We start from the raw sequence: 25,306 nt of genomic DNA on the forward strand, positions 1-25,306 counted from the left end.
AGCGTTTGCTTGCCGCCGCAGCAGTAATCGAGTCCCAGTCGCTCGAAGACATCGGCGTAGCAAGGATGCTCCGCCACCAGTTCGCCCAAACGCTTTTCAGATTCAACAACGCTCATGATGCGCTCCTTCTGGCCTAAACAACGTGAGTGTCACAAGCCGGATCGACGCCGCCAGCCGGACGCCAATCGGGTGGTTGGTAAACGCAATCGGGTTCCGCCGCCAACACGTCCCCCGTCACCGCATAGGCCCGCGCGCGGCTGCCACCGCAAATGTGCCGGTACCGGCAGACGCCGCACTTGCCGTGCAACAAGTCGGGCATCCGCAGCGACCGGAACAAGGGATGCTGCTGGTAGATGTCGACCACCGAATCGCGCGGAAAATCGCCGCACGGAATCGGCAGAAAGCCGCTGGGCGAGATAACGCCTGTGTGGCTGACGAACACCACGCCGCGCCCGTCGTTCACGCCCCAGGGGGCGCGTCCGCGCGCCGGCGCCATGCGAGCGGCCTCTCCGTGCGCGTGCTGTGCCCGTTGAGCGACATAGCGGCGATAGTGGGGCGCCTCCGTGGTCTTGATGCGCATCGTCCCCTGCCTGGCGTAATCGTATAGAAGCTGAAACACCACTTCGTATTCTTCGGGCGCGATGCGGCCCACGTCGGTGGCGCGTCCCACCGGCACCAGAAAGAAGACCGACCAGAGCGCCAAACCTTGTTGCGAAAGCAGTTCCGCAAGGTCGCCAAGTTCGGTCACGTTGTCGGCGGTGATGGTTGTGTTGACCTGCAATTCCAGGCCAGCGTCGCGCGCGTCGTTGAGTATGCGCAGCGACCGCTCAAAGCTCCCCGCGACTCCGCGGATCCGGTCGTGCGTAGCCGCCGCCGCGCCGTCGATGCTCACCGCCAGTCGTCGCAGTCCCCACCAACGAAGTCGCTGTAGTTCCCGAAAGGTGACCAGCGGCGTCGCCGACGGAGTCAGCGCGACCTCCATTCCCGCTTCGTCCCCCTCCGCGATCAATTGATCGAGGTCCGCGCGCTTGAAGGGATCGCCGCCTGTCAGAACCAATAACGGCCGACGAGGGAACGATCCAATTTGTCGAACGAGTGACAGCGCGCCGTGCGTGTTCAATTCGTTCGGGTGTCGCCGGGGCTGCGCGCATGCCCGGCAGTGCAGGCATACCAAGTCGCACGCCCGCGTCACTTCGTAGAAGGCCACCAGCGGGCTGTGGTCAAAGTCCGCGCTAGTGTAGCGCTCCTCTAGCGACTGAGCCTCCGGCGCCATCCGGATCATCCCGTTCGCCTCCCCGCAGGGCGGTCAAAAATGAAAAAATGACAGGGGCTAGCAAAAATTGCCTTGACACCGGTATTTTTAGACTGGATAAATCGGATGTCAAGATACAAATATCCAATATTAAGCCAGATCGGCACTTACGGGGGAGTTTCATGATCTCACAAACCGCTGAATACGCCCTGCGGGCAGTCGTTTGCCTGGCCGAAAGCCCCACCGCCCCAATGATTAACCGGGTCATCGCCGAGACGACCCAGGTGCCGCCGGAATACCTCTCCAAGGTGCTGCAAAGTCTGCAACGGGCGGGCCTGGTGAACTCGCGCCGCGGGTTGCACGGCGGCTTCATGCTGGCCTATCCGGCCGAGAGCGTGCCGGTGCTGGCCGTGATCAACGCCGTTGATCCCATCAAGCGAATTCGTTCCTGTCCTTTGGCGCGGGCCGACCATCCCACGTTGTGCCTGTTGCATCAGCGCTTGGACGACGCGGCCGCCGTGGTGGAGCAGACGTTTCGCACCACCACGATCGCCGATTTGATTCGTCCCAACGGATCGCTCTGCGCGCGACCCCCCGACGCCGGCCCTTGCACGCTCTCGTGCTGCCTGGGGCCGCCGGCGGAAGTGCTTCCCTTGTCTGCTTCGATTTCATCCGACTCCAACATGGACTGTGAGGCGAAAACATGAAAAGCGTCGTCGTCATGGCGCCGGTTCCGGTGCAAATAGTGGGGCAATGGCTGGCTTCGCAAACCGGTCGGGGCGATGTGCAGGTGCAGGGCGGGCAAGGCACGACCGATGCCGATCTGGAGCGGGCGCTTCCCGAGGCCGAAATCATCGTCGGCGATTACACCTTCGTCCATCGCATCGATGAGCAATTGCTGTCGGCGTCGCCGCACTTGCGCTTCATTCAACAACCCAGCGTTGGCTATGAGCACATCGACGTCGCCGCCTGCGCGCGGCGCGGCGTTCAGGTGGCCAACACGCCGGGCGTCAACGATGGCTCGGTGGCCGAGCACGCCCTGATGATGGCGCTCATGCTGCTGCGGCACGCGGTGCCGGCGCACCAGCACACCTCGCGCGGCGAGTGGATCCAATCGCAATTGCTCTGGGACCAAGGCCTGTTCGAACTGCAGGATCGAGTCTGGGGCATCATCGGCATGGGACGCATCGGACGCGAAGTCGCCAAACGCGCGGCCGCCTTCGGCGCCCGAATTGTCTACTTCGATCCCCAGCGTCTGTCGCCAGAAGTCGAAGCGCAGCTTGGCGCCCAATACAAGCCGCTGGAGCATCTGCTGCGACTGGCCGATGTGGTGAGCCTGCATACCCCGTTGACCGAAGAAACGCGCAATTTGCTCAACGCCGACCGTTTGGCGCTTTGCAAGGCGACGGCGCTGGTCATCAATGTGTCCCGCGGCGAATGTCTCGACGAGGCGGCGCTGGCCAGCCGACTGCGCGAGCGCAAGCTCGGTGGAGCGGGCTTGGATGTCTATTCCAGCGAGCCGATCGCCGCGGACAATCCGCTGCTGGGTCTCGACAACGTGGTGCTTACGCCCCACGTCGCCGGCGCCACGCGCGAAGTTCGCGGACGCGTGATCGACATGGCCATCGGCAATGTCGCCCGCGTGCTGCGCGGCGAGGAAGCCCGCTATCTGATCTGCTGAAAAATCTTTAGGAAGGCGTTTCAAAGATGAGCACGATGCGTGGAGCCGATCTGGTCGCTGCCTGCCTGGGACGCATGCAGGTGCAACGCGTCTACGGCGTCATTGGGACCTCAATCGTCGGATTGATCGATGGCCTCTATCAGGCGCGCGAGACCATTCGCTATGTCTCGTGCCGACACGAGCAAGTCGCCGCCAGCATGGCCGACGCCGAAGGCCGGCTCACGCGCCGACCCGGCGTCACCGTGTTGCACTCGGGGCCGGGCACGCTCAACGCCATGATCAGCATGGCGAACGCGGCCAAGGATTGTTCTCCCATGATCGCGATTAGCGGCGCCACCAAACGCCGCTTGCGCGGCTGCGACGGCATGCTCGAACTCGATCATGTGCGCGTCTTCGCTCCACTTTGCCGGGCGACCTATCGCGTCAACACCGTCGACGAGATCCCCTTGGTGTTTGGCAGCGCCTACCAGGCCGCCATGTCCGGTCCCGGTGGCCCGGTGCTGGTGGAAGTGGCCGAGGATCTATGGACCGATCGCGGCGCCGTCTCCTTGTCGGCACTGGACCTCAGCTTGCCGGCGCCGCCGCGGGCCGACGAAGCCGAGGTCGACGACGCGCTGCGCCGACTCGCGCAGGCCAGGCGTCCATTGATCCTGGCCGGCTCGGGCGTCTCCAGCGCGCGGGCCAACAACAGGCTGCTGGAACTTGCCGAGCGACTGCAAGCGCCGGTGGCCACCACGGGCAACGGCCGCGGCGCGCTGCCCGAGACGCATCCCTTGTGCTTGGGTCGCACTGGTTTTGGCGGCGGCAATATCGTGGCCGACGAGGCCATGCGCCGCGCCGATTTCATTCTCGGCATCGGCTGCACGCTGTCGGATATGTCGACCTACGAGTACACCTGGCCCATCGTGGCCGACGTGCTCGTGGCGAATTTGGATCGCGACAACGATCAAAAGAAGTTCCCCGTCGAAGCAATCTACGCCGACGCTGGTGAGTTTCTCGCCCAGCTTTTGGAAAAGTGGACGCGGGAAAACAAGCCGCCTTGCGCGCAGTGGACCGAACAGCTTGCCGAGGCCCGCACCGCCTGGGGGCATTTGCTTACCGCGGCGCGGCAGCCACGCGATGGCTATGGCTCACCTGCCCAAGTCGCCGAACTGCTCGATTCGATTTTGGCCGACGATGCGATCGTTGCCGTCGGCGCCGGAATGCATCTGTTGTATCCCTCGGCGTTCATTCGCACGCGTTCGCCCAATGGCTACCTATCGGCGGTGAATTTTGGCTCGATGGGGTTTGGGTTGGCCGCGGCGATGGCCGCCAAGCTGACGCGCCCCGATCGCACTGTGATCGCCTGGTTGGGCGACGGCGATTTTCTGATGACGGTGCAAGACCTGGAGACGGCCGTCCGCGAGTCGATTTCCATCAAAATCTTCGTGGTCAACGACAACTCGTACCGCGTGTTGGCGTTTCGACAGCGCTTGCAGTTCGAGGGGCATGTGTATGGATCGATGCACGCCAATCCCGACCTGCTCCAACTGGCCGACAGCTTTGGCATTCGCGCCTGGCGCTTGAATTCGGCGCAGGCCACCGAGTCGGTCGTTCGTCAAGCGCTCGCGCACGATGGCCCGGCGCTGGTCGAGATCGTCACCGCCACCGACGATTTGCCCCCCACCAATTTGCAGGCCGCAATGAGGATGAGCGAATGACGATGCGCTGCCACACAACAGTCCTGCACCCGGTACTGATTTCCACCGCTGGCGCGTGCGGCGATGAGCAGTGTTGCTCAGCAGGCGCGCCAGAGAGCGCGCTTGACGCAGCGCCTCAATTGGCCATCTTCGGTCTATTTTCTTGCTTTTTCCCGCTGTATCGGCTTTTTGGCGCCACTTGGTGAAAAAAGGCACGAAGCGTGCGTATTGGCCCCCTCAACAAGGATCAGCGTTCACAAAGGCTGTGGTCGCCCGGCCAACACAAGTCGCGACCTGCTTGAACTGTGACCGCGGATAGCGCGAGGTCAGCTTCGAAGGAGCTTTCGATGACTAGTGTGACATCAGCCGGCCGCGGGCGAGTTTGGCAAGCGACGCTGTTCGCTGCGATCGGCGCGGTAGGCCTCGCCGGCTGCTATTCCGAAGGCGCGACCAGCGCGTCAACGCAATCGGGCGCGAGCGCGGAAGAGAACCAGGCCGCGCCGACAACGGTCGCCGAGGAGTTGCCCGCTCAAGAACCACAGACGTCAGTGGTGGATGCTGCTCCCAGCGATGCCAACAGCGAAGCTCCTGCTGAACCGGCTGCCGAGCAAGCGGCGGAACCCACCGCCACAGCGGCGACAGACCCGGCCCCAGAACCTGCTGCCGAAACGGCCGTCGCGCCCGCCAGTGCAGTGAGCTTCCCCAACGAACGGGCTATGGCGCTGTATAAGCAGCACTGCGCCGCATGTCATGGTGACAAGGGAGACGGCAAAGGATTGGCCGCGATCTTCGTTTATCCACGACCACGAGACTTTCGAGCTGGCGCCTTCAAGTTGGTGAGCACGGTCAATGGCGTGCCGACCATCGGCGATCTGGAGAAAGTCATTGTTCGCGGCATGCCCGGCTCGTCGATGCCCCCCTGGGAGCATTTGCCGGCGGAAGATCGAAACCTGCTGGCCGAGCAGGTGTTTGAATTTCGTCGCGAGGGGGTTCGCGACGTCGAACGCCAGTTCGCCGCCGAGGAAGAACGCGAGATCACGCCGGAAGAACTCGCCGAGGCGATTGCCCCGCTCACGACTCCCGGCGATGTCATCGAAGTCCCGCAAATCGCCGACGCCACTGCCGAGTCGATTGCTCGCGGCCGCGAACTGTATCTGACCAAGGGCTGTGTCGGCTGCCACGGCAAAGAAGGCAAAGGCGACGGGCAAGATAAAATGGTCGACATCGACGGCACGCCTACCCGTCCGCGCGATCTTACGCTCGGCATCTTCAAGGGCTCGCCAGAAGTTCCCGGCGTCTATCGACGCATCCTCTCGGGCATGCCCGGCACGCCGATGCCGGCCTTGCAGAATGTCGATCCCGCCGGCATCGCTGACCTCACGCAGTTTGTGCTGTCGCTTTCGACGCCGGAGGCGCGCGAGGCTTCGGTGGCTCGGCGCGCCCAGATCACGGCGGCCAAGGTCAGCGAGTTGCCGGGCGAGGCCGATTCGGCGGCCTGGGCGTCGACCACCCCAACGCGATTGCGAGTCATGCCGCTGTGGTGGCGCGACGAGGCCGAACCTTGGGTCGATGTGCAGGCCGTTCACGATGGCACGACAGCGGCGATCCGCCTCTCTTGGAAAGACGACACGCAGAGCGATAGCGCCGTCGTGCAGGACCAGTTTGAGGACATGGCGGCGATCGAACTGTATCAGGGCGACGCCGAGCCATTCCTGGGCATGGGCGCGCCGGGCAACGTAATCGATCTGTGGCAATGGCGGGCCGGCACGGCCGACAAGGGCGCCGAGCGCCAGTTGTCCGACGAATATCCCTTTGACGACGCGCAGTATCGCGAACTGCTCAAGGATCAAACCTTGCCCGACTTTGTCACGGCTCATGCCGGCGGTAATCCGCTCGCTGTGCGCGATCATACCGCCGCGGCGCAAGTGGCCGCCGGGCCGGGCAGCGTCACCTTCCGCCCCAAAGTGTCGCAAGCGGTCGAAGCTACCGCCAGTTGGAAGGATGGCGTATGGAGCGTTGTCTTGAAGCGACCATTGCAGCCGAGTGACGGTGGCGGCGTGCCACTGGCCAGTGGCGGCAAATACTCGCTGGCCGTGGCCCTGTTTAACGGCGCGCATCGCGACCGTGCCGGGCAAAAGCTGATCACCTTGTGGAACGATTTGCGTTTGGAGTGAGCACTATCTGGTCCGCGCCGGCATCCCGCCTGGCCTTGGCCATTGAGGAGCGTTCGATCATGGATCGCCGAGATTTCCTGCAAGCCTCGCTGGCCGCCGTGGGCGGCTCGAGCCTGATGACCTCGCGGTTGTGGGCCTTCGACCCGGTGAGCGTCGCCAACCCGCTGGGCTTGTATCCCAATCGCGATTGGGAGCAACTCTATCGCGATCAATACCGCGCCGACAGTTCGTTCACCTGGGTGTGCGCCCCCAACGACACCCACAACTGCCGCATGCGGGCGTTTGTGCGCAACGGCGTGGTGATCCGGTCCGAGCAGGCCTACGAAGCCGGCAAGTGCCAGGACATTTACGGCAATACCGACACGGTGCATTGGAACCCGCGCGGCTGCTCCAAGGGATTCACGCAGCAGCGCCGCGTCTACGGTCCTTATCGCTTGCGCGGGCCGATGGTGCGCAAGGGGTGGAAGCAGTGGGCCGACGACGGCTTTCCGTCGCTCAGCGATCAGCCCGAACTGCGCGACAAATACAAATTCAATTCGCGCGGCACAGACACCTTCGTCAAGATGTCGTGGGACGAGGCCCTGGGCTATCACGCCAAGGGCGCTATCGCCATCGCCAAAACCTACAGCGGCGACGAGGGCGCCAAACGGCTCGAAAAAGATGGCTACGTGCCAGAAATGATCGAGGCCTGCCATCACGCCGGCACCCGCACCTTCAAACTGCGCGGCGGTATGGGGCTGCTCGGCGTGATGGGCAAGTATGGCCTCTATCGCTGGTCCAACATGCTCGCGCTGCTCGACCAGAAGGTGCGCAATGTCGAGCCCAAAGACGCGCTTGGTGGACGCCTCTGGTCGAACTACACCTGGCACGGCGACCAAGCGCCCGGCTTCCCATTTGTCCACGGCCTGCAAGGTTCGGACTGCGACTTCAACGATATGCGCAACGCCAAGCTGCATATCCAGTGCGGCAAGAACCTGGTCGAAAACAAGATGCCCGACTCGCACTGGTTCATCGAGATCATGGAGCGCGGCGGTCGCATCGCGGTCATCACCCCCGAGTATTCACCGCCGGCGACCAAGGCCAACTACTGGATCCAGGTGCGTCCTGGCTGTACCGATACGGCGCTCTTTCTCGGCATCACCAGGTTGATGATGGACAACCATTGGTACGACGAGAAGTTTGTCCGCAATTACACCGACTTTCCTTTGCTGATTCGCGCCGACAATTTGCAGCGATTGCGCGCCGCCGATCTGTTCGCCGATTACAAGCCCGCCCTTAAAAAGGATGGCCCGTCGTATACCCAGCAGCACATCACCGACGAGCAATACGCCAAGCTCGGCGACTTCTGCGTCTACGACGAAAAACACAAGAAGATTCGGCCCATCACCCGCGACGATCTGGGGCCGCGCATGGAGGCCGCCGGCATCGCCCCGGCACTCTCGTTCAGCGGCAAGGTCAAGCTGGCCAACGGCGAAGAGGTCGAAATCCTCACCTTGTGGGACGCCTATCAGACGCACCTCAAAGACTACGATCTCGACACCGTGGCCGAGATCACCGGCTCCGACAAGACACTGATCGAGCAATTGGCCAAGGAAATCTGGGACACCACCCAGGCCGGCCATTCCGTCGCCATCCACATTGGCGAAGGCATCAACCACTGGTTCCATGCCACGCTGGCCAATCGCGCCCAGTATCTGCCGATCTTGCTCACCGGCCAACTTGGTCGCCCCGGCGCCGGCTGCTACTCCTGGTCGGGCAACTACAAAGCCGCGCTCTTTCAAAGTTCGCCAGAGACCGGCCCCGGTTTCATGGGGTGGATCGCCGAGGATCCCTTCGCCCCGAATCTCGATCCCGCGGTCGATGGCAAGGAAATCAAAGTCAACAAGACGACCAAAGACGAGGAGCCCGCCTACTGGAACCACGGCGAACGCCCGTTGATCGTCGACACCCCCAAGTACGGCCGGCAGTGCTTCACCGGCCATACGCACATGCCGTCGCCGACCAAGTTCTTGTGGTTCACCAACGTCAATCTGCTCAATAACGCCAAGCATGCGTACAACATGCTGTTCGTGGTGAATCCGAAGATCGACTGCATTGTGTCGCAGGATGTCGAGATCACCAGTTCTTGCGAATACTCCGACATCGTGCTGCCGGCCAACACCTGGATGGAGTTTCAAACCTACGAGATCACCGCTTCATGCTCCAATCCGTATCTGCAAGTCTGGAAGGGTGGCGTCAAGCCGCTCTACGAGACGCGCGACGACGTGTACATCCTGGCCGACACTGCCGAGGCGCTTGCCAAGGAGACCGGTGATCAGCGCTTTGCCGACTACTGGCGCTTCATCCTCAATGACCGCGCCGACGGCGTGAAGGTCTACATTCAGCGCTTGATGGACTCCTCGACGACCACGCGCGGCTACAAGGTCGACGACATCCTGAATGGCAAGTTTGGCGAGCCGGGCGTGGCGCTGATGCTCTTCCGCACCTACCCCCGCATCCCCTTCTTCGAGAACCTCAAAGACAACATGCCGTTCTGGACCGACACCGGCCGGCTGAACGCCTACTGCGACATCCCGGAAGCAATCCAGCACGGCGAGAATTTCGTCGTGCATCGCGAGGGTCCGGAGGCCACTCCCTATCTGCCCAACGTGATCGTGAGCACCAACCCTTTGATTCGTCCCGACGACTTTGGGTTGTCGCGCGAGGCGATGCACTGGGACGAGCGGACGATCCGCAACATCAAGCTCCCCTGGAGCGAGGTGAAGACCACGCAGAACCCCCTTTGGGCGCAAGGCTTCCGCTTCTATCTGCTTACCCCCAAGACGCGGCACCGGGTGCATTCGCAGTGGTCGAACATTGATTGGCACAACATCTGGGACTCGAACTTTGGCGATCCCTACCGCCGCGACAAACGGCTGCCGTTCTTCAATGATCACCAATTGCACGTGAACCCCGACGACGCCAAAGAGATGGGGTTGGAAAACGGCGACTATGTGTATCTCGATTCCAATCCGGCCGATCGACCTTTCACTGGTTGGGAAAACGATCCCGAGCGCGCCAAGGTGGCTCGCTTCCTCGTCCGCGTGACCTTCAACACCAGCTATCCGCGCGGCGTCGTCATGACCAAGCACGCTCCCTGCATCGCCACCGAAAAGACGGTCCTCGCGCACGAAACCCGTCCCGACGGGCGGGCGCGTTCGGCCGACACCGGTTATCAGGCTAACCTGCGCTACGGCTCGCAGCAGGCCTGCACCCGCAACTGGCTGATGCCAATGCACCAGACCGACACGCTGTTTCACAAGGCCAAAGTGAAAATGGCGTTCCTGTTTGGCGGCGAGACCGACAATCACGCGATCAACACCGTCCCCAAAGAAACGCTGGTCCGCGTGACCAAGGCCGGCAAGGGCGGCCTGGACGGCAAGGGAGCGTGGGAAGCCGCCACCGTGCCGTTCGCCCCCCAAAGCGAAGCGCCCGAAGCGCAATTGTATCTGACCGGTCGATTTACCCGAGTCGAAGGCTTGGAGTCGCAATCATGAGCGCAGCCGACGATCGTTGGGCGCCAAAGGTGCATCCCCTCGCGCGCGACGCCGCCGAAGAGGATCCGCTGGAACTGATGGCCGAGCCAGTCCCCGGCGGCGATCCGGCGCTCATGCTTCAGTGCATGCTGGAAGAGTTCGCCTGGATGGGCTGGAATCGCGCGCAACTGCTCAGTCTGTTTCACAACCCGGGCTATCCCATGCTCTGCGAGTTGCGCGCCTTCTATGGCGACGCGCATGTCGAACGCGAGGTCGACGCTTTGCTCGCTCGCCAGGGAGGGGTGTTGCGGTTTCGTGAAACGATCGTGGAAGAGCCAGAAGAAGAGGTGGGGCTCGATTTGGTTCAGATTCAAATGCCGCCAGCAGGCGCGTCGTCGCGTGTCGAACTTGCGCAAGGAAAGGAATGAGCCGTGGCTCAGGTATATAACTGGCAACTCGGACGTGAGATGAGCTACCCCTACGAGGAGCATCATCCCCGCTGGCAGTTCGCGTTTGTCTTCAACACCAATCGGTGCATCGCCTGCCAAACCTGCACCATGGCCTGCAAGAGCACGTGGACCTTCTCGCGCGGTCAGGAATACATGTGGTGGAACAACGTGGAGACCAAGCCTTATGGCGGGTATCCGCGCCACTGGGACGCCAAGATCCTTTCCATGCTGGAGAAGGAAAATCCCGAAGGGCAGGTCTGGGACGCCAGCGAGAAAGATCCCGACCACCATCCCTATGGAACCTTCCGCGGCAAGACGATCTTCGAGGCCGCCGAAAAGCGCATCGGTCCTGAGGGCGCGCAGGCCGTGCTCGGCTATTTGCCGACAGAATCGGAATGGGCCGCTCCCAACGTGCACGAAGATTCCGCCACCGGCGGCAAGTGGAAGCCCGGCCAGTTCAGCGGTTCGACGCAACTGCCCGAGCATCGCGTGTGGTTCTTCTACCTAGCCCGCATCTGCAACCACTGCACCTATCCCGGCTGCCTCGGAGCCTGTCCGCGACAAGCGATTTACAAGCGCCCGGAAGACGGCATTGTGCTCATCGATCAAACGCGCTGCCGCGGCTACCGCAAGTGCGTCGAAGGCTGCCCCTACAAAAAGGTGATGTACCGCGGCAACACCCACACCAGCGAAAAGTGCGTCGGCTGTTATCCCCGTATCGAAGGGAGCGATCCCGAACTATGCCCCGACGGCGCGCCGATCGAAACGCGCTGTATGTCGGTCTGCGTCGGCAAGATTCGCCTGCAAGGGCTGGTGGAAGTCGGCGATGAGGGGCGCTGGGTCGATAATCCCAAAAACCCGCTCTACTACCTGATTCGCGAGCGTCAGGTGGCGCTGCCGCTCTATCCGCAGTTTGGCACCGAGCCCAACGGCTTCTACATTCCGCCCCGTTGGGTGCCGCGCGACTATCTGCGTCAAATGTTTGGCCCCGGCGTCGATCACGCCATCGAGCAGTATAGCTGCCCCGATCGCGAGCTCTTGGCGGTGCTCCAACTGTTCCGCGCCCAGCGGCAGATCTTGTACCGCTTCGAAATCGAAAAGGGCCCCAAAGTCGCCGAGGTCGTGGTCCGCATGCCATCCGGCAAGGAGCAGGTGCAAGAAATCTTTAACGACACCGTGATTGGTTACAACAAGTTCGACAAAGAGGTCGTGCGCGTGACCATCGACGAGCCCATCATCGAGCGGCCCGCCGACAAGCACGCCAACTCCATTTAGCACCAGAGGTCTGCCATGGCATCGCAATTGGCGCCCGCAGTCGGCGCGAACGAAGCGCCAGAACTCGATCTAGCGGCGGAGGCGCTGTTCCGCTTCTTGTCGGCCGCGCTTTCCGATCCGCGCGGCGACGCCTGGCGTCTGGTCCTCGATCCCAACAATCTGCGCATGGCCGTGCTGGCGGTTGAAACGCTGCGCGATGAATTTGCCGACCACTCGCTGCCGCTGGGCTTTGGCGAGTTGCCGATCGAAGACCTCGATCTGCGCGGCGTCATCGCGGGACTGGCCCAAACGCCGTCAGAGATTCGCGCCGAATACGAGCGCGTGTTCGGGCTGGTGACCTGCCGCGAATGTCCGCCGTACGAAACCGAGTATCACAAGAACGAAGACACCTTCTTTCGCGCCCAGGAAATGGCCGACATCGCCGGCTTTTATCACGCCTTCGGCATCGAGCCGGGCGCTATCGCCCGCGAGCGAGCCGATTTTCTGCCGCTGGAACTCGAGTTTCTCGGCTTCTTGCAAATGAAGAAGCGCTTGGCCCACGCGGCAGCGACCGAAGAATCGGCCGCTCAGGCGGAGGTGTGCCAACTGGCCTACAGCAAGTTCTTCGCCGATCATATCGCCTGGTGGGTCCCCTCCTTCTGTCTGGCCTTGCGCCGCCAGGCCGATCAAGGGCTTTACGCGGCGCTAGGGCAAGTGCTGGCCGCGCTGTTGCCTATCGAGCGAACTCGCCTCGGCATCGCGCCCCCGATGATGCCGCTGGAAGCCAAGACCAGCGAAGCCCCCGAAGACTGTGATGGCTGCGTGCCCGATGATCTCGTCGAACTGAAGACGCAGTAATACCTCCGTCGCTCACGCTTCGCGGCCCGCGAGCCATGATTGCCAATCGCCGCGCGCCCAGCACGCCCCATCCCGGCGGCGCGCACTTCCTCTATGGCGACGGCTCGGTCCATTTTCTGCAAGAAACGATCGACCTGGCCATCTATCAGGCGCTCTCCACCAAGTCGGGTAGTGAGCCGGTGACTGGCGGCCCGTGAGGAGATTGGCGGGCGTCTAATCTAGACCTCGTATTGGCGCCGAGGCGGGAGAGCGCCCAGCGCCGAGCGCCACGTCGATCCAAATCAACGGCCGATACACCGAGTTGACAATCGCGTTGATCGAATCTTGTCGCGGTCCGTCGGGCGACACAAACCAAAATCCTTCGCCGTCGATCGCGTCGGCCGTTCGGTATGCCATCCGCGACCAAATGAGATACGAGCCGAGATACACAAACAGTAAGCAGGCGAACGCCCCGATTGCTCGTTGTTTGTATTGGCCGTCGGCGAGCGATCGGAGGAATCGCTGGCTCAAAGTGTGCCGTCTCCCTGGTCGTCAGTCGGAGCGTGCCCTATTTTCCGGCGAATGTACGCGATTGCAAAATAAATCGCGGTGTTACCTAGGACCGGCACGCTGCCGATGTCGAGCAAAAGCGGCGCCCACTTGAGTCCGTTTAGTGCAGGAAATGGCGACAGCGCGCATCCCAAGCAGCCCAGCGCGCCCCCCACGAGCGGAATCAAAGACGCATGCTTGCGCCAGACGAAATACGAAACGACGATCCACCAGTTGGCGAAGATCACCCAGGCGGAAAGCGCTAACAGGACCGCCGATAGCGCATGGAGCACTATTTCCATAGCGATCCGATGATCTGGTAAACGCCGTATCCGATGGCGACTACGCACCCGATCGAAATTGGCAAAAGATAAAACGCCACCGGTCCATACAACTCACCGCGCATTCCATTACTGTCAGGTATGTTCACCGGGCGAAAGACCAACAGCACGTACAGCGAAAGCGTCACGGCGCCCCCGACGATCCAAAGCGTTCCGGCTATAAATGGCGGTAGCTTCGGCATCTCGTGGTCGCTCCCCTCACCGCGCGGCCGGTTCGAGCAGGCAGTTGTTCCGATCATTGGCGGCGCCGCAAAAATCAGGCTTGCCATGCCATTCGTGCTGGATGCCGCGCATCAAAAGCGCCGAGTCAAACTCAATCGAACCGGCCGGAAACAGCGCTGCGTCGTCAAACATGCTGGAATGAACTTCGGAAATCTCCAGCGGCTCGACGCGCCAGTCGGTGCAGCGCAGTTCCAAGCCTTGGAAGCGAGTCGGGTCGGCGGTGGCCGAATATCCAAGCGACCCAGCTTCAAAAAGCGCGGAGGCCTCAGCCAGCGATGCAAAAATCGACGACGCCGGCAATCGAGCGGCGCGGCGACCTCGCACCGAAAGTCGCATGGCGCCATCGTCGCTGCGAACGGCAATTTCCAACGTCTCGGCCGTCTCGGCGACATCGAATCGCGCGTGGTGGTGCAGGCCGGGAAAGAGTCTCCCACCCGCCAAGGCGTTCAGCCGAGAGCTGGTGTCGCGCCGATTCACATACACCCCGCTGCCAACGCCATTCGTATCGTCCCACTCGACGGCGAACCGGTGCGCCGCGTTTTCCGAGGAGATGCCGAGCCACGATGGCAAGTACGTCGGTCGAACTTGCTTGAGTCGAATCAAGCAGATGCCGGCCAGCGCCGCGCCATGCACGACCTGCGGCCGAAAGGGATGCGGCAAGACACGCACCAGCACGCTGGGATCAACGTGATAATTGATCAGGATGCGACGGTCGATCACTCCGCGAATCACCGGAATGTTCATGGCAGTCTCGTAAAAGCTCGTCGACGATCACCGGCGTGCCATTGATTGTATACGAACTTCCCTCCCCTCACCACACCGCAGCCAGCGGGCGTTCTTCCGCCACAAAAATCTCGTCAAACCGCGCGCGCACGCGCTCGCGATGCTCCGTCACCTCGGCCAACAGCGCCTCGCCGCTCGCAAAGCCCAGCACCCGCGCCAGCTTCACAAGCTCGATCGGTTCGGTCGGCAACTCATCGCGGGCGGTCGGGTTCATCAGCCGCAACCGCGCCTCGATCCGCCGCAGAAAGCGATACGCGCGCGTGAAAAACTCCGCGTCCTCGCCGCTCATTCGCCGCTCCGTGCGCAGCGCCTCGATGGCGGCCAGCGTCCCCGCCTGGCGTAGGGCGGCGCGTCCGGCGCCATACTTGAGCTGTAGCATCTGCGTCAAAAACTCGATGTCGACGATCCCGCCGCGGCCCCGCTTGATGTCTCCCGCGGCGGCCGTCTGCTCGAGTCGCCCGCGCATGTCGCGAATGGCGCGGGTGTCGTCCGGCGACCACGCGCGAACGTAGATGCTGTCCACAATGGCTTGCTCGCCTGCTTGCCGCGCGCCGTTGGCGCCATAGATCACCCGCGACTTGAGCAGCGCCTGCCGCTCCCAGATGGTCCCTTGCCCCTCGGCGAAGTAGCGACAAAACTCCTCGACCGTGGTGGCCAACGCGCCGCTGCGGCCGGTGGGGCGCAGCCGTAGGTCCACTTCGTACAAACGCCCCTGCGTTCCCAGTCGCCCGGCCACCTTGATGATTCGCTGGCCCAACTCGCTGAAAAAGTGTTGGTTCGTCGTCGTCTGCGCGTGCCGCGCGCGGCGCCCGGGGATCGTCGAGCCATCCTGCTCGTACAAAAAGATCAGGTCCAGGTCGCTGTTGTAGTTCAACTCGCGCCCGCCAAACTTGCCCATCGCCAAGATGATCAACTCGCACGGCTCGCCGGCGCGCTCCCCTTCGCTCCAGGTGGGCTCTCCCCACTTGGCCGCCAGCTTGTCGTATTCGGCCACCACGATCTGCTCCAGGCATGTCTCCGCCACGTCCGATAGCGCGCCGGTCGTCGCCTGAATGTCGTCCTTGCCCAAAATGTCGCGCACGCCCACGCGCAGTACTTGCGCGTTCTTGAAGCTGTGCAAGATCGGTTCGAGGTCCTCCGCCGCGCGGCATAACTCCGCCAGCATCCGCTGCAATATCTCCAGGTTCGGCAGTTTGTTCAGCACCAGGCTGTCCATCAACTCGTCGAGCATGCCCGGATTGCTGATGAGGATGTGCGACAAATACGGGCTCGACGCGCACAGCTCGACATACAATCGCAAAGACGGCGCATTGAAGCTGAACAGCTCCCACAGCACCCCTTTGCCGCCCAGAGAGTCGCTCACCTTTTCCAGATTGATCAGCGTGGCGTCGGGGTCGGGCGTCTTGCCAATCTCGGCCAACAGTCGCGGCGCGATCGCCGCCAAAAAATGCCGGCAGCGCCGCGTCGACAAAAAGCGAAACCGCTCCGTCGCCAGCGCCATCAGGTTCTTGTACGCCTCGTCGACGTCCTGAAATCCATGGCGCCCCAGTACCTCGGCGATGCGCTCCGGCGGCGGATCGGGGTCGAGCACCAGGTCGACCTCCGGCTCGGTCGCGGCGTCGTCGCCAAACGCGTCGTGCAACAGATGATCCAATATCCGCCGGTTCAGTTCGCGTTTGCTTTGATAATCGGCCTCGAACGCCGCCAGCGCCGTCTTGCCAGGCTGATCCGCGTAGCCCAGCCGAATGGCCAGCTTGCGCATCTCGCTCGCATTGTCGGGCAAGAGATGCGTTTGCAGGTCGAACATGATCTGCAAGCGATGCTCAATCTTGCGCAAAAAGGCGTAGTTCTCTTCCAGGATCGTCCGTTCCAGGTGCGTCAGGCAACCGCACTGCTCAAGCTGCGCGATCCCCAACAGCGTGTTGCCGGTGCGAATCTCGGGCAGGTCGCCGCCATTAAGCAACTGCAAAAACTGGATTACGAACTCGATATCGCGGATGCCGCCATGCCCGGTTTTGACATTGTGGATGTCCCCCCCTTCTTGCTCCGTGCGCTGCTCGATGCGCCGCTTGAGCGCCTTGATGCCCGCGATGTCGGCCAGGCCAAGATAGCGGCGATAAATCCACGGTTCGAGTTGTCGCAGCAGTTCGTGCCCCAGATCAACATCGCCGGCGGCGGGCCGCGCCTTGACGTACGCCTGCCGTTCCCAGGTGCGTCCCAGCACGTCGTAATAATGAATCGCCTGTTCCAGACTGCTGGCGATTGGCCCGCGCGAACCCTCTGGCCGCAGTCGCAGATCAACCCGGTACACCTGTCCCAGGTCGGTCACCTCGTTGAGCAGTTTGACCACCTCGCGCGTCAATCGATCGAAGAACTCGGTGTTCGACACCGGTCGCTGGCCATCGGTCGCGCCGTCGGCGTCGTACAGGCAAATCAGGTCAATGTCGCTGGAATAGTTCAACTCCAATCCGCCCAGCTTGCCCAGCGCCAGGATCGTGAATCGCGCGCGTCGGCCGTGCGGACCGCGCGGCGCGCCGCGCTTGGCCTCCAGCGCTCGCCGCGCAAAGCGCGTCGCCACCTCCAGGCAGGCGTCGGCCAGATACGATATCTGCCCCGTCACAATGTCTAGCCGCTGCCCGCGCACAATGTCGCCATAGGCAATCCGCAACGTCTCTCGCCGCTTGAAGCGCCGTAGCGCGGTCATCACGGCCCGCTCGTCGGGCAAGACTTCGATCTCGGACCATAGCTCCTCGATCAGCACCTCGCGCTTCACCGGTTGCCCCTCGGTGATCCGCAGCAGGTCGTACGCCTCGCCGTCGGTGACCAGCGAATCGCTCAAGTGCTGGCTCGTCGAAAAGATCTGCAACAGCACCGGCAGCGCCTCGCGGTCGCGCTCGAACAGCGTGGCCAGTGCCAACGGGCTGCGCTGCGCCTGAAAGAAGCGGTCCAGATTGTTGAGCGCCATGTCGGCATCGCTCGAGCGCGGCAACTGTTCGGCCAATTGCCGGCACAGATCGGCCATCAGGTCGAGCGTCACGCCACCCCCCGCAATCCGCACCAGGGCCCGTTGCCCCTTGGCGCCGTCGACGATGCCTAGACTGCGCAACCAAGGGATCGCCTCGGCTTCTTGGTCGAGGTAGCGCCGTATGACGTCGATTTCCATGGGGAGCGGCAGGCGGTTGCGTTAAGGGATGCGGCGCGGAACCAGGCTGGCGACTAAGCCTTTAGGCTATACACCTCGGGGCCCGCGTGTTGCGTGACGATCGCGCCATGCAGCGTAAACGCCGTGGCGTCGTAAATCAAAACGGGCACAAGCTTGCCGATCAATCGCTCGTTTCCTTCAAACACGGCGATGCGGTCGCACATGGTCCGCCCGGTAAGCTGCAAGAGCGAGCCTTCCGCCTGCCGCTGCGCTTGCTTGCTTGGCCCCTCGACCAGTATCTCCACTGTCTCGCCCACCAGGCGCGATTGGTCCTCTTCGCTGATGGCGTTCTGCACCGCCAGCAGTTCGTTGTTGCGCCGCCGTTTGTCCGCTTCCGGCACGTCGTCGGGCAGCAGGTCGTCGGCCTTGGTGCTGGGGCGCGGGCTGTATTTGAAGATAAAGCTGTTCTTGAAGCGGCACTCCCGCACTAGCTCCACCGTTTGCGCAAAATCCTCCTCGGTCTCGCCGCAAAAGCCCACGATGAAATCGCTGGTCACCGCGGCGTCGGGGATCGTCTCGCGAATCCGCGCCAACATGTCGCGGTAAAATTCCACCGTGTAGTTGCGCTTCATCGCCTTGAGGATGCGGTTCGACCCGTGCTGCGCTGGCACATGCAAATAGTGCGAACACTTCTTCAGATCGCGCACCGCCTGCAACAAATCGTCGGTCATGTCCTTGGGGTAGTTCGTCACGAACTTGATGCGGTCGATGCCGTCGACCTCCGAAATGCGATAGAGCAAATCCGAGAGTCGCGCGCCAGCGTGGTGGTAGCTGTTCACGGTTTGCCCCAGCAGCGTCACCTCGCGGCAACCCTCGTGGGCCAGCTTGCGCACCTCGGCCAAAATATGCTCCGGCGGCCGACTCTGCTCCGGCCCGCGCACCTTCGGCACGATGCAATAGGTGCAAAACTTGTCGCAACCAATCATGATCCGCACAAAGGCCTGGTACGGCGTCGGCCGCATCTGTGGATCGCGCAGCGGATCGTAGCTTTCAAAGCTCTGCTCCACCTCCACTCGGCTGCCGGACGCCCGGTCGAGGCTCACCTCCAACCTTTGGCCACGCTCCGCGCGGGCAGCCTCGATCAGGCCAGGCACCTGATGTAACTGGCCGGGCCCCACCACCAAATCGACGAACGGCGCCCGCTTGAAGATCAGCTCCTGATCCTTCTGGGCCATGCAGCCCAACACGCCAATCACCTTGTGCGGATGGTTGCGCTTGGCGTGCTTCAGTCGCCCCAGCGCGCTGTAAATCTTGTCCTCGGCGTGTTGCCGCACGCTGCACGTGTTGAACAAGATCGTGTCGGCCTTGCCCGGCGCGTCGACCAACTCATAACCCTGACGGCGCAAGCTGGCCACCACCAGCTCGCTGTCGAGCATGTTCATTTGGCAGCCGACTGTCTCGATGTAGAGCTTACCGGGCATGGCGCAAGCGTGGATTGAAAGGAATTGAGCCGCTCATGGCAGCCTGTGCGAGACATGAACCGGCCGACCAGCGGAAGGCCGCACAATGCCACTCGACAGCGGTTTTGTACGCTCAAACTCAGCGCAGCTTTGAATAATCGTAGATTGCCCGGCCGATTCCAGCTAGGCCGCTGTTTGCGTCGTTTGTCGCTGTTTCAGCTCTTCCGCCCGGCGGCGTAACTGCTCGGCATGGGCCTCGCGATCGAGTCGCGTGACCAGTTCGTCGCGGTGCGCGCGCATCATCCGCACCAGGCTTGTCACGGCCACAAAACTGGCGCCTACCAACAGCAGCAAATCCGACGCGCTCAGCCCGAGAGTCCAGTTTCGCATGCTGGCGTCTCCACTCAGGAAATTCCCAGCGGTCGGCGCCACCGGGAGGGGGTCGCAATGGTACTCAAAACCCTGCCCGCAGGTCGAGCCGAGACCCGACCGGCAAAAAAGCCCGTTTCCGCGTGTCAGAAGCCCCGCCAGCCGCCGTATCTGCTGCTGAACGGGGCCAATTCAACCGCCAATTTCCCTCACCCAACCGGAGACGCCTGTCATGGCTCGATTCAACGAACAACAGGTCCGCGACGCCTTTGAACCCTACCTGGAGCCGGGCGAAAACGTCGTGCGCGTCGCTTACGGCATCAAACAACCGCCGATGATCCTGATCATCGCCATGTACCTGATTGCCGTGTTGCCTGGCGCCATCGCCTTGATGCTGCTCACTAAGGAATATGTCGTCGCCCTCACCGACCGTCGCGTGCTGGTGCTGCGTTTCTCTGGCCGGCTCAAGGTAAAAGAGTTGATCGAGTACTCGCTGGCCGACGAGCATCAAACCCAAAGCTCGACCGGCATGCTGTTCGTGCACCTTAAGGTGCGCGACCCCGAGCGCCCCTTTGTGGCCAAATTCCATCGCCTGGGCCTACCCAACAACCGCCAGAACGCCCAGGAAATCTCCACTGCCCTCGCCGCGTAAGAACGATCGACTCACGGCAAGGCGCCATGCTCGTAACTTGAACCCGGCTCATTTCGGCCTTCTCCCCGCTTCGCGGGGAGAAGGTGGCCGATAGGCCGGATGAGGGGCGACGACTCGATTCTCGCAACTGACCAATTGGCGGACCGTTGAACGGTCTCCTATTTCACTAGCCCCACCCACCACCCATGCCTGCCACGATCCAACATCTCGAAATCAATCCCTACCAACCGGTGTCGGCGCCTAGGGAACTAGTTGCCCAGCGTCCCCCGCGCCGAACACCCGCCCCCCGGACATGTCCCTATTGCAAAGCGATCGTTGCCACTGACCGCTGCCCCGACTGTGGCCGTGACCCCGGCGCCCCGAAACGAGTCTGTGCCGACTGCGGCCGGCTGACACCTCAATTGGAAAAGCATTGTTGCCATTGCGGCGCGAGCGCACCGCACGACTTGGCTTGGAAGATCCCGCTGATCGTCTGCCTATTTCTGGCCGCCATGGCATTGAGTATCGCGCTGCGCATGCTCTGAGCGGCCGCCAGTTTCGTAGTAGCAACCGTCCGAACTGTTTTCGGAGACCAATTCCGAAAACTCCGAAAACCCTCCGCCCACTCCGAAATCGCTACTCGCATCGCAAACTATTATGGCGATGCCGGTTCGGTGATCTCGCTTGCCTGGATAATCGTTTTCGGTGTGGGGGTTTTCGGAGTTTACCCCCCCGTTTTTTGCATTTCTCTCCGAATTGCGATCGCGCGATTCTGACCCCGGTCGGCTCCTCCCCAAACTCGCGCCGCGAGCCCCGTTGATTCGATTGCGCAAAAAATCGCGTTGAGAAATGCGCCACAATTGGATAATGTACTTATGTTCATGTCGCGCGCTGAGTGAACAAGCGTTTGTCAGCGATATGGACGACACCCGTGGGGATATCTGCTTGGCGCCTGGAGTGCGAACTGCATGAAGTAACCGCCAGAGTTTGCTGACGAGCCGCCAGTGCCTCCGCCGCGCGAACGCCCGGCCCGATCGGCGCCTTGGGATTCGAACCAGCGATTGGTCAATTATGATGCCACCACGTGTTTTGATGTTGTCGCGTGTGATGTCGAATCGACCAGGAGTCTGGCATTGCGTCTCACTTGTCGCACGAGTTGGTACGCCGCGTGTCGCTGCTTGGCCGTTGGTCTGTGTTGGTCGCTCTGCTGTCCAGCACAACCGGCGCTGGCGCAGCGCGCCCAGCCGCAACTGACGGCCGCGCAGCAGGCGCGACTCAAGGAAGCCGAGCGACTCAATCAGCAGGTCATCAAACTGCATGAGCAAGGCAAGCCCGGTGAGGCGATCGCGTTTGCCAAACAAGAACTTGCCATCCGCAAGGAGGTGTACGGTCTGCGGCATCGCACCACCGGCACGGCTTTGAACAACTTGGGGTACATGCTGTTCAGTCAGGCCGATTATGCCGCGGCGCGTCCCTATTTAGAGCAAGCGTTGTCGGTCTGGCGCGACCTGCTCGGCGCCGAACACGGCGACGTGGCGGTCGCGCTCAACAATTTAGGTTTGCTCTGTCAGGCAGAAGGCGATTTCGCGGCCGCGCGATCGAACTTTGAGCAGGCGCTGAAAATCAATCTCAAGGCGTTTGGCGAAAAGGCCAAACCCACCGCCACGACGTTGAACAATTTAGGACGGGTGCTCGAAGCGCAAGGCGACCTGGCGCCCGCCCGCCGATACCTGCAGCGCGCGCTTGCCGTGCGCGAGGCGCTACTCGGCGAACAGCACCCCGAGACCGCCACCACACTCAACAATCTCGGCATGCTGCTCTACTCGCAAGGAGACTCCGCCGCGGCGTTGCCGCTCTTGCAGCGGTCGCTTGCCGCCCGCAAGGTGGTGCTCGGCGCCAAACATCCAGACACCGCAATTTCGCTGAACAACCTGGGATCGCTGTACAGGAGCCAAGGCGACCTGGCCAAGGCGCGGTCGAACTACGCCGAGGCGCTTGCCATCTGGGAACTGGTTTACGGCAAACAGCATCCGATGACCGCGGCCGCGCTCTCTAACCTCGCAGGGGTGATGCACGCGCAAGGCGACCTCGACGGCGCCCGCCGTCGCTTCGAAGAGGTGTTGGAGATTCAGCGCCAAATCGCTGGACCGCGTCATCCCGATGTCGCCATCGCCCTTACAGGACTCGCGCTGCTCGATTGGGATCAGGCCAACTATGCCGCCGCGCGCCCCCGCTACGAACAAGCGCTCGCCATCTGGCAAACCACGCTGGGTGTCGATCACCCCGACACCGCCACGGCGCATTTGCAATTGGCCAGCACCGACGCCGCCGAGGGCAAATGGCTTCCCGCGGCGATTCATCTCGATGCTGCCCGCCGCGGCATGCGGCGGCATATTGCCCGGGTGCTACCTGGCCTCAGCGAGCGCGAGCAACTACTCTTTTTGCGTGGCATCGATGCCAGCGCCTTGCACGTTGCCTTGTCGCTGGGGTACCACCAGCCAGATGTCGCCGAAATTGGCGAATACACAGCCAGTTGGCTCCTGAATGGCAAGGCGCTGTCGCAGCAAGCCATCGCTCAGCGCATGTTGCTCTCGCGCGCGAGCAAGAACCCGCAACAAGCCAAAGTGGTGCGCCAACTGCAACAGGTGCGGCAACAGTTGGCCAGGTTGGTGCTTACCATACCCAGTCCGCGCGACGAGGCTGCGCATCGCCAGCGGCAGTCCGGCCTCGAACAGCAGGAGCAAGACCTGTCGCGGCGGCTGGCGCAATTTCAACGGCGATCTGCCCACTCCGATCCTTGGGTCGAACTCGATCAGGCGCGCGCCGCGCTTCCCGCCGACGCGGTGTTCATCGACATCGCGCGCATTTCTGTTCGCAAGTCTCGGGCCGATGAATCAAACTCGCGCTGGCTGCCGGAGCGCTATCTGGCATGGATCGTTCCACCAGCAGGTAAAGGCAAGATTCGCATCGTCGACCTGGGCCGCGCCGATGCTGTGGATCGCGCGGTCGAAGTGGTTCGAGTCGCCATGACCTCCGCCACCGGCGCGCGACAGCAGCGCGGCGCGATCCAGTCGGAAGGCGAACTTCGCGCGGAGCAATCGTATCGCAAACAGGCGGAAGATCTGGCAACGCTGGTGCTGAAGCCGCTACTACCCGCCATTGGCGATGTACGACAGTGGGTGTTGAGCCCCGACAGTGCGTTGTGGCTCGTCCCTTGGGGCGCGCTGCCAATCGCCGAGGATCGCTATGTGATTGAAGATCATCCCTTGCGTTTCGTGGTCAGCGGTCGCGATCTCGTGGCGGCCGCTGCCGAAGTGGACAAGACGAACTCGCCCGTCGTGCTGGCCGACCCCGACTACGATCTCAATCCCGCCGACGTCGCCGCCGCCACGCTCGCCGTGCTGCGCCGCCCGCCAACGGCCAGTGGCCAAGCCGATCAAATATCGGGCAAGTCGTCACTGCCGCGCGTATCGCGCCTGCCAGGCACTGCGGCTGAAGCCAAGGCCATTGCTCCGCGTCTGGCGATTTACGCCGCCGCCGAGCCAGTCATGTACACCGGAAAATACGCGCTCGAGGGGGTCTTCAAGGCGGTCGAGCGACCACAGTCGCTGGTGGTCAGCACGCACGGGTATTTTCTGGCGGATCAAGCAATAACGCCCGAGTATCCGGCTGCTGGGACCACCGCCGCGCGCTCTGGCGCTGCGATCGAGAACCCGCTCTTGCGCTGTGGCCTGCTGTTGGCGGGCTGCAATCAACGCGGCGGTGAATCCGCCACTGTCGAGGACGATGGCGCGTTGACAGGCATGGAGATCGTCGGCTCCGATTTGAACGGCACGCGATTGGTGGTGCTCAGCGCCTGTGAGACTGGAGTCGGAAAAGTTCAAAATGGCGAGGGGGTCGCAGGCCTCCGGCAGGCGTTTCAACTTGCCGGCGCGCAAGCGGTGGTCGCCACCTTGTGGCAGATCCCCGATCAACCGTCGGCACAATTGATGAGCGAGTTTTTCACGCGGCTCGCGGAAGGCAAGCCGGCGGTCGAGGCGCTGCAAGCGGCGCAGCTCACCATGATCGAAAGCCGGCGCAAGCAATTCGGCGCGGCGCATCCCTATTTTTGGGCAGCCTTCACTCTGACAGAATGATCGCCAATGGATCGAAGCCGTACCCGCTATGCGTACGGTCCCAGAAATATCGAGAAACCGGAACATGACCGACGACGACTCAACTCCTTTCATGAGGGGCTCTCGCGGCAAAGCCCACCGAGTGCGCGGCAATCACTGGCTGGCAATTATTTTGTTGGCCGCTGTTGCCGTCACCGCTTTCTTTTGGTCGCGCCGAGAATACCGCACTCAACATGTGCTGCGCTTTCGCGCTGGCGACATCAAAGGGCATCGTTACGAATTGGCCGAAGTGCTCCGCACGGCGGCCGCACAACATGGGATGCAATTGCAACTGTCGCCCAGCGGCGGCGCGCGCCAAGACTTGGACGACGTCGCGGCAGGCAAAGTCGACTTGGCCTTAATCAGCGGCGATTTGCGAGACGACGTCAGCGGTGTGCGGCAGGTTGCCAATCTGACGAGCGAAGCGCTGCATCTGTTCGCCAAGCAGGAGTTGATCGACCTTGGCATCACCAGCTTGAAGGGAAAACGCATCGCCACCGGTGGACCCGAAAGCGGCACCAGTCACTTGGCGCTGAGGGTTCTGGAGTTTGTCGGCCTCCAACCCGGCCGCGATTTTGAAAATGTCGCGGCCACGCCTACCGAGTGGTGGGCGCGCATCGAAACCGATCAGCCCGATGCGATCTTCATGTTGTCCCCCCTGCCGTTTCGCTCCGGCGACGAGCTCATTAGAACCGGTTTCAAAACTTGCGTAAGCAGATGTTGATGCAGGCCAAGAGGATAAAGGCTTGGTAAACGTTGCTGTAGTAGTCGTAGCGGACGACGAGTCGGCGGAAGTTGTGCAGCCAAGCGATCG

Annotated in this window: 21 protein-coding genes; 12 read left to right on the forward strand and 9 right to left on the reverse strand. The window is 62.3% G+C overall.

From position 1 onward, the window contains the following. On the reverse strand, window positions 1-116 hold a 116-nt coding region (locus K1X71_18860), incomplete at its 3' end, for a DUF542 domain-containing protein (GenBank protein MBX7075206.1). A gap of 17 nt (window positions 117-133) precedes the next feature. After that, window positions 134-1,282 carry a TIGR04053 family radical SAM/SPASM domain-containing protein gene (locus K1X71_18865; protein ID MBX7075207.1) on the reverse strand — a complete coding sequence of 383 codons (1,149 nt, stop codon included), beginning with the start codon at window positions 1,280-1,282 and terminating at the stop codon, window positions 134-136. Window positions 1,283-1,434: 152 nt separating this feature from the next. On the opposite strand from K1X71_18865, the gene K1X71_18870 reads away from it, so the two are divergent. The 9 genes from K1X71_18870 to K1X71_18910 all read left to right on the forward strand — a co-directional run bounded on the left by K1X71_18870 (window position 1,435) and on the right by K1X71_18910 (window position 13,059). After that, a complete protein-coding gene (locus K1X71_18870) occupies window positions 1,435-1,959 on the forward strand; it encodes an Rrf2 family transcriptional regulator (protein MBX7075208.1) in 525 nt (174 codons plus the stop codon). After that, entirely contained in the window at window positions 1,956-2,933 is a 978-nt protein-coding gene (locus K1X71_18875; protein ID MBX7075209.1) for a 2-hydroxyacid dehydrogenase, read from the forward strand. The genes K1X71_18870 and K1X71_18875 overlap by 4 nt, the downstream gene beginning before the upstream one ends. A 26-nt stretch (window positions 2,934-2,959) precedes the next feature. Next, the gene (locus tag K1X71_18880; protein MBX7075210.1) at window positions 2,960-4,633 is read left to right on the forward strand and encodes a thiamine pyrophosphate-binding protein; all 1,674 of its coding nucleotides are present in this window, start codon (window positions 2,960-2,962) and stop codon (window positions 4,631-4,633) included. A gap of 326 nt (window positions 4,634-4,959) precedes the next feature. Continuing rightward, entirely contained in the window at window positions 4,960-6,786 is a 1,827-nt protein-coding gene (locus tag K1X71_18885) for a c-type cytochrome (GenBank protein ID MBX7075211.1), read from the forward strand. A gap of 59 nt (window positions 6,787-6,845) precedes the next feature. Next, window positions 6,846-10,322, forward strand: a complete 3,477-nt coding sequence (locus K1X71_18890; protein MBX7075212.1) for a molybdopterin-dependent oxidoreductase — start codon at window positions 6,846-6,848, stop codon at window positions 10,320-10,322. After that, the gene (locus K1X71_18895; GenBank protein ID MBX7075213.1) at window positions 10,319-10,729 is read left to right on the forward strand and encodes a hypothetical protein; all 411 of its coding nucleotides are present in this window, start codon (window positions 10,319-10,321) and stop codon (window positions 10,727-10,729) included. The genes K1X71_18890 and K1X71_18895 overlap by 4 nt, the downstream gene beginning before the upstream one ends. Window positions 10,730-10,732: 3 nt before the next feature. After that, on the forward strand, window positions 10,733-12,025 hold the full coding sequence (locus K1X71_18900) for a dehydrogenase (protein MBX7075214.1): 1,293 nt from the start codon (window positions 10,733-10,735) through the stop codon (window positions 12,023-12,025). Window positions 12,026-12,040: 15 nt separating this feature from the next. Next, window positions 12,041-12,862 carry a molecular chaperone TorD family protein gene (locus K1X71_18905; protein MBX7075215.1) on the forward strand — a complete coding sequence of 274 codons (822 nt, stop codon included), beginning with the start codon at window positions 12,041-12,043 and terminating at the stop codon, window positions 12,860-12,862. 35 nt (window positions 12,863-12,897) lie between these two features. Then, on the forward strand, window positions 12,898-13,059 hold the full coding sequence (locus tag K1X71_18910) for a DUF1559 domain-containing protein (protein MBX7075216.1): 162 nt from the start codon (window positions 12,898-12,900) through the stop codon (window positions 13,057-13,059). A gap of 16 nt (window positions 13,060-13,075) precedes the next feature. Here the strand turns inward: K1X71_18910 and K1X71_18915 are convergent, their stop codons facing one another. The 7 genes from K1X71_18915 to K1X71_18945 all read right to left on the reverse strand — a co-directional run bounded on the left by K1X71_18915 (window position 13,076) and on the right by K1X71_18945 (window position 19,728). Next, the gene (locus tag K1X71_18915; protein MBX7075217.1) at window positions 13,076-13,372 is read right to left on the reverse strand and encodes a hypothetical protein; all 297 of its coding nucleotides are present in this window, start codon (window positions 13,370-13,372) and stop codon (window positions 13,076-13,078) included. After that, entirely contained in the window at window positions 13,369-13,692 is a 324-nt protein-coding gene (locus K1X71_18920; GenBank protein ID MBX7075218.1) for a hypothetical protein, read from the reverse strand. Before K1X71_18920 ends, K1X71_18915 begins: the two co-directional genes overlap by 4 nt. Beyond that, complete coding sequence (locus K1X71_18925; GenBank protein MBX7075219.1) at window positions 13,683-13,913, reverse strand: hypothetical protein; 231 nt, start codon at window positions 13,911-13,913, stop codon at window positions 13,683-13,685. Before K1X71_18925 ends, K1X71_18920 begins: the two co-directional genes overlap by 10 nt. Window positions 13,914-13,929: 16 nt before the next feature. After that, entirely contained in the window at window positions 13,930-14,697 is a 768-nt protein-coding gene (locus K1X71_18930; GenBank protein MBX7075220.1) for a DUF2071 domain-containing protein, read from the reverse strand. Window positions 14,698-14,764: 67 nt separating this feature from the next. Next, on the reverse strand, window positions 14,765-17,899 hold the full coding sequence (locus tag K1X71_18935) for a hypothetical protein (GenBank protein ID MBX7075221.1): 3,135 nt from the start codon (window positions 17,897-17,899) through the stop codon (window positions 14,765-14,767). 53 nt (window positions 17,900-17,952) lie between these two features. Then, entirely contained in the window at window positions 17,953-19,359 is a 1,407-nt protein-coding gene (gene miaB / locus K1X71_18940; GenBank protein ID MBX7075222.1) for a tRNA (N6-isopentenyl adenosine(37)-C2)-methylthiotransferase MiaB, read from the reverse strand. Between the two features lie 162 nt (window positions 19,360-19,521). Beyond that, window positions 19,522-19,728, reverse strand: coding sequence for a hypothetical protein (locus K1X71_18945; GenBank protein MBX7075223.1), 207 nt, complete (start codon window positions 19,726-19,728; stop codon window positions 19,522-19,524). Window positions 19,729-19,939: 211 nt separating this feature from the next. Here K1X71_18945 and K1X71_18950 point away from each other — a divergent pair, with 211 nt between their 5' ends. The 3 genes from K1X71_18950 (at window position 19,940) to K1X71_18960 (ending at window position 25,216) form a co-directional block, all read left to right on the forward strand. Then, window positions 19,940-20,359, forward strand: a complete 420-nt coding sequence (locus K1X71_18950; protein ID MBX7075224.1) for a hypothetical protein — start codon at window positions 19,940-19,942, stop codon at window positions 20,357-20,359. 1,112 nt (window positions 20,360-21,471) lie between these two features. Then, entirely contained in the window at window positions 21,472-24,474 is a 3,003-nt protein-coding gene (locus K1X71_18955) for a CHAT domain-containing protein (GenBank protein ID MBX7075225.1), read from the forward strand. 91 nt (window positions 24,475-24,565) lie between these two features. Beyond that, entirely contained in the window at window positions 24,566-25,216 is a 651-nt protein-coding gene (locus K1X71_18960) for a hypothetical protein (GenBank protein ID MBX7075226.1), read from the forward strand. Window positions 25,217-25,306 lie beyond the last annotated feature (90 nt).

It is taken from the genome of Pirellulales bacterium, assembly GCA_019694455.1.
GTDB lineage: Bacteria > Planctomycetota > Planctomycetia > Pirellulales > JAEUIK01 > JAIBBY01.

Bases quoted from the DNA above. Each gene is read 5' to 3' on its own strand.
- K1X71_18865 (MBX7075207.1), bottom strand. From the start codon at position 1,282: ATGATCCGGATGGCGCCGGAGGCTCAGTCGCTAGAGGAGCGCTACACT.
- K1X71_18870 (MBX7075208.1), top strand. From the start codon at position 1,435: ATGATCTCACAAACCGCTGAATACGCCCTGCGGGCAGTCGTTTGCCTG.
- K1X71_18875 (MBX7075209.1), top strand. From the start codon at position 1,956: ATGAAAAGCGTCGTCGTCATGGCGCCGGTTCCGGTGCAAATAGTGGGG.
- K1X71_18880 (MBX7075210.1), top strand. From the start codon at position 2,960: ATGAGCACGATGCGTGGAGCCGATCTGGTCGCTGCCTGCCTGGGACGC.
- K1X71_18885 (MBX7075211.1), top strand. From the start codon at position 4,960: ATGACTAGTGTGACATCAGCCGGCCGCGGGCGAGTTTGGCAAGCGACG.
- K1X71_18890 (MBX7075212.1), top strand. From the start codon at position 6,846: ATGGATCGCCGAGATTTCCTGCAAGCCTCGCTGGCCGCCGTGGGCGGC.
- K1X71_18895 (MBX7075213.1), top strand. From the start codon at position 10,319: ATGAGCGCAGCCGACGATCGTTGGGCGCCAAAGGTGCATCCCCTCGCG.
- K1X71_18905 (MBX7075215.1), top strand. From the start codon at position 12,041: ATGGCATCGCAATTGGCGCCCGCAGTCGGCGCGAACGAAGCGCCAGAA.
- K1X71_18910 (MBX7075216.1), top strand. From the start codon at position 12,898: ATGATTGCCAATCGCCGCGCGCCCAGCACGCCCCATCCCGGCGGCGCG.
- K1X71_18920 (MBX7075218.1), bottom strand. From the start codon at position 13,692: ATGGAAATAGTGCTCCATGCGCTATCGGCGGTCCTGTTAGCGCTTTCC.
- K1X71_18925 (MBX7075219.1), bottom strand. From the start codon at position 13,913: ATGCCGAAGCTACCGCCATTTATAGCCGGAACGCTTTGGATCGTCGGG.
- K1X71_18930 (MBX7075220.1), bottom strand. From the start codon at position 14,697: ATGAACATTCCGGTGATTCGCGGAGTGATCGACCGTCGCATCCTGATC.
- K1X71_18935 (MBX7075221.1), bottom strand. From the start codon at position 17,899: ATGGAAATCGACGTCATACGGCGCTACCTCGACCAAGAAGCCGAGGCG.
- miaB (MBX7075222.1), bottom strand. From the start codon at position 19,359: ATGCCCGGTAAGCTCTACATCGAGACAGTCGGCTGCCAAATGAACATG.
- K1X71_18945 (MBX7075223.1), bottom strand. From the start codon at position 19,728: ATGCGAAACTGGACTCTCGGGCTGAGCGCGTCGGATTTGCTGCTGTTG.
- K1X71_18950 (MBX7075224.1), top strand. From the start codon at position 19,940: ATGGCTCGATTCAACGAACAACAGGTCCGCGACGCCTTTGAACCCTAC.
- K1X71_18960 (MBX7075226.1), top strand. From the start codon at position 24,566: ATGAGGGGCTCTCGCGGCAAAGCCCACCGAGTGCGCGGCAATCACTGG.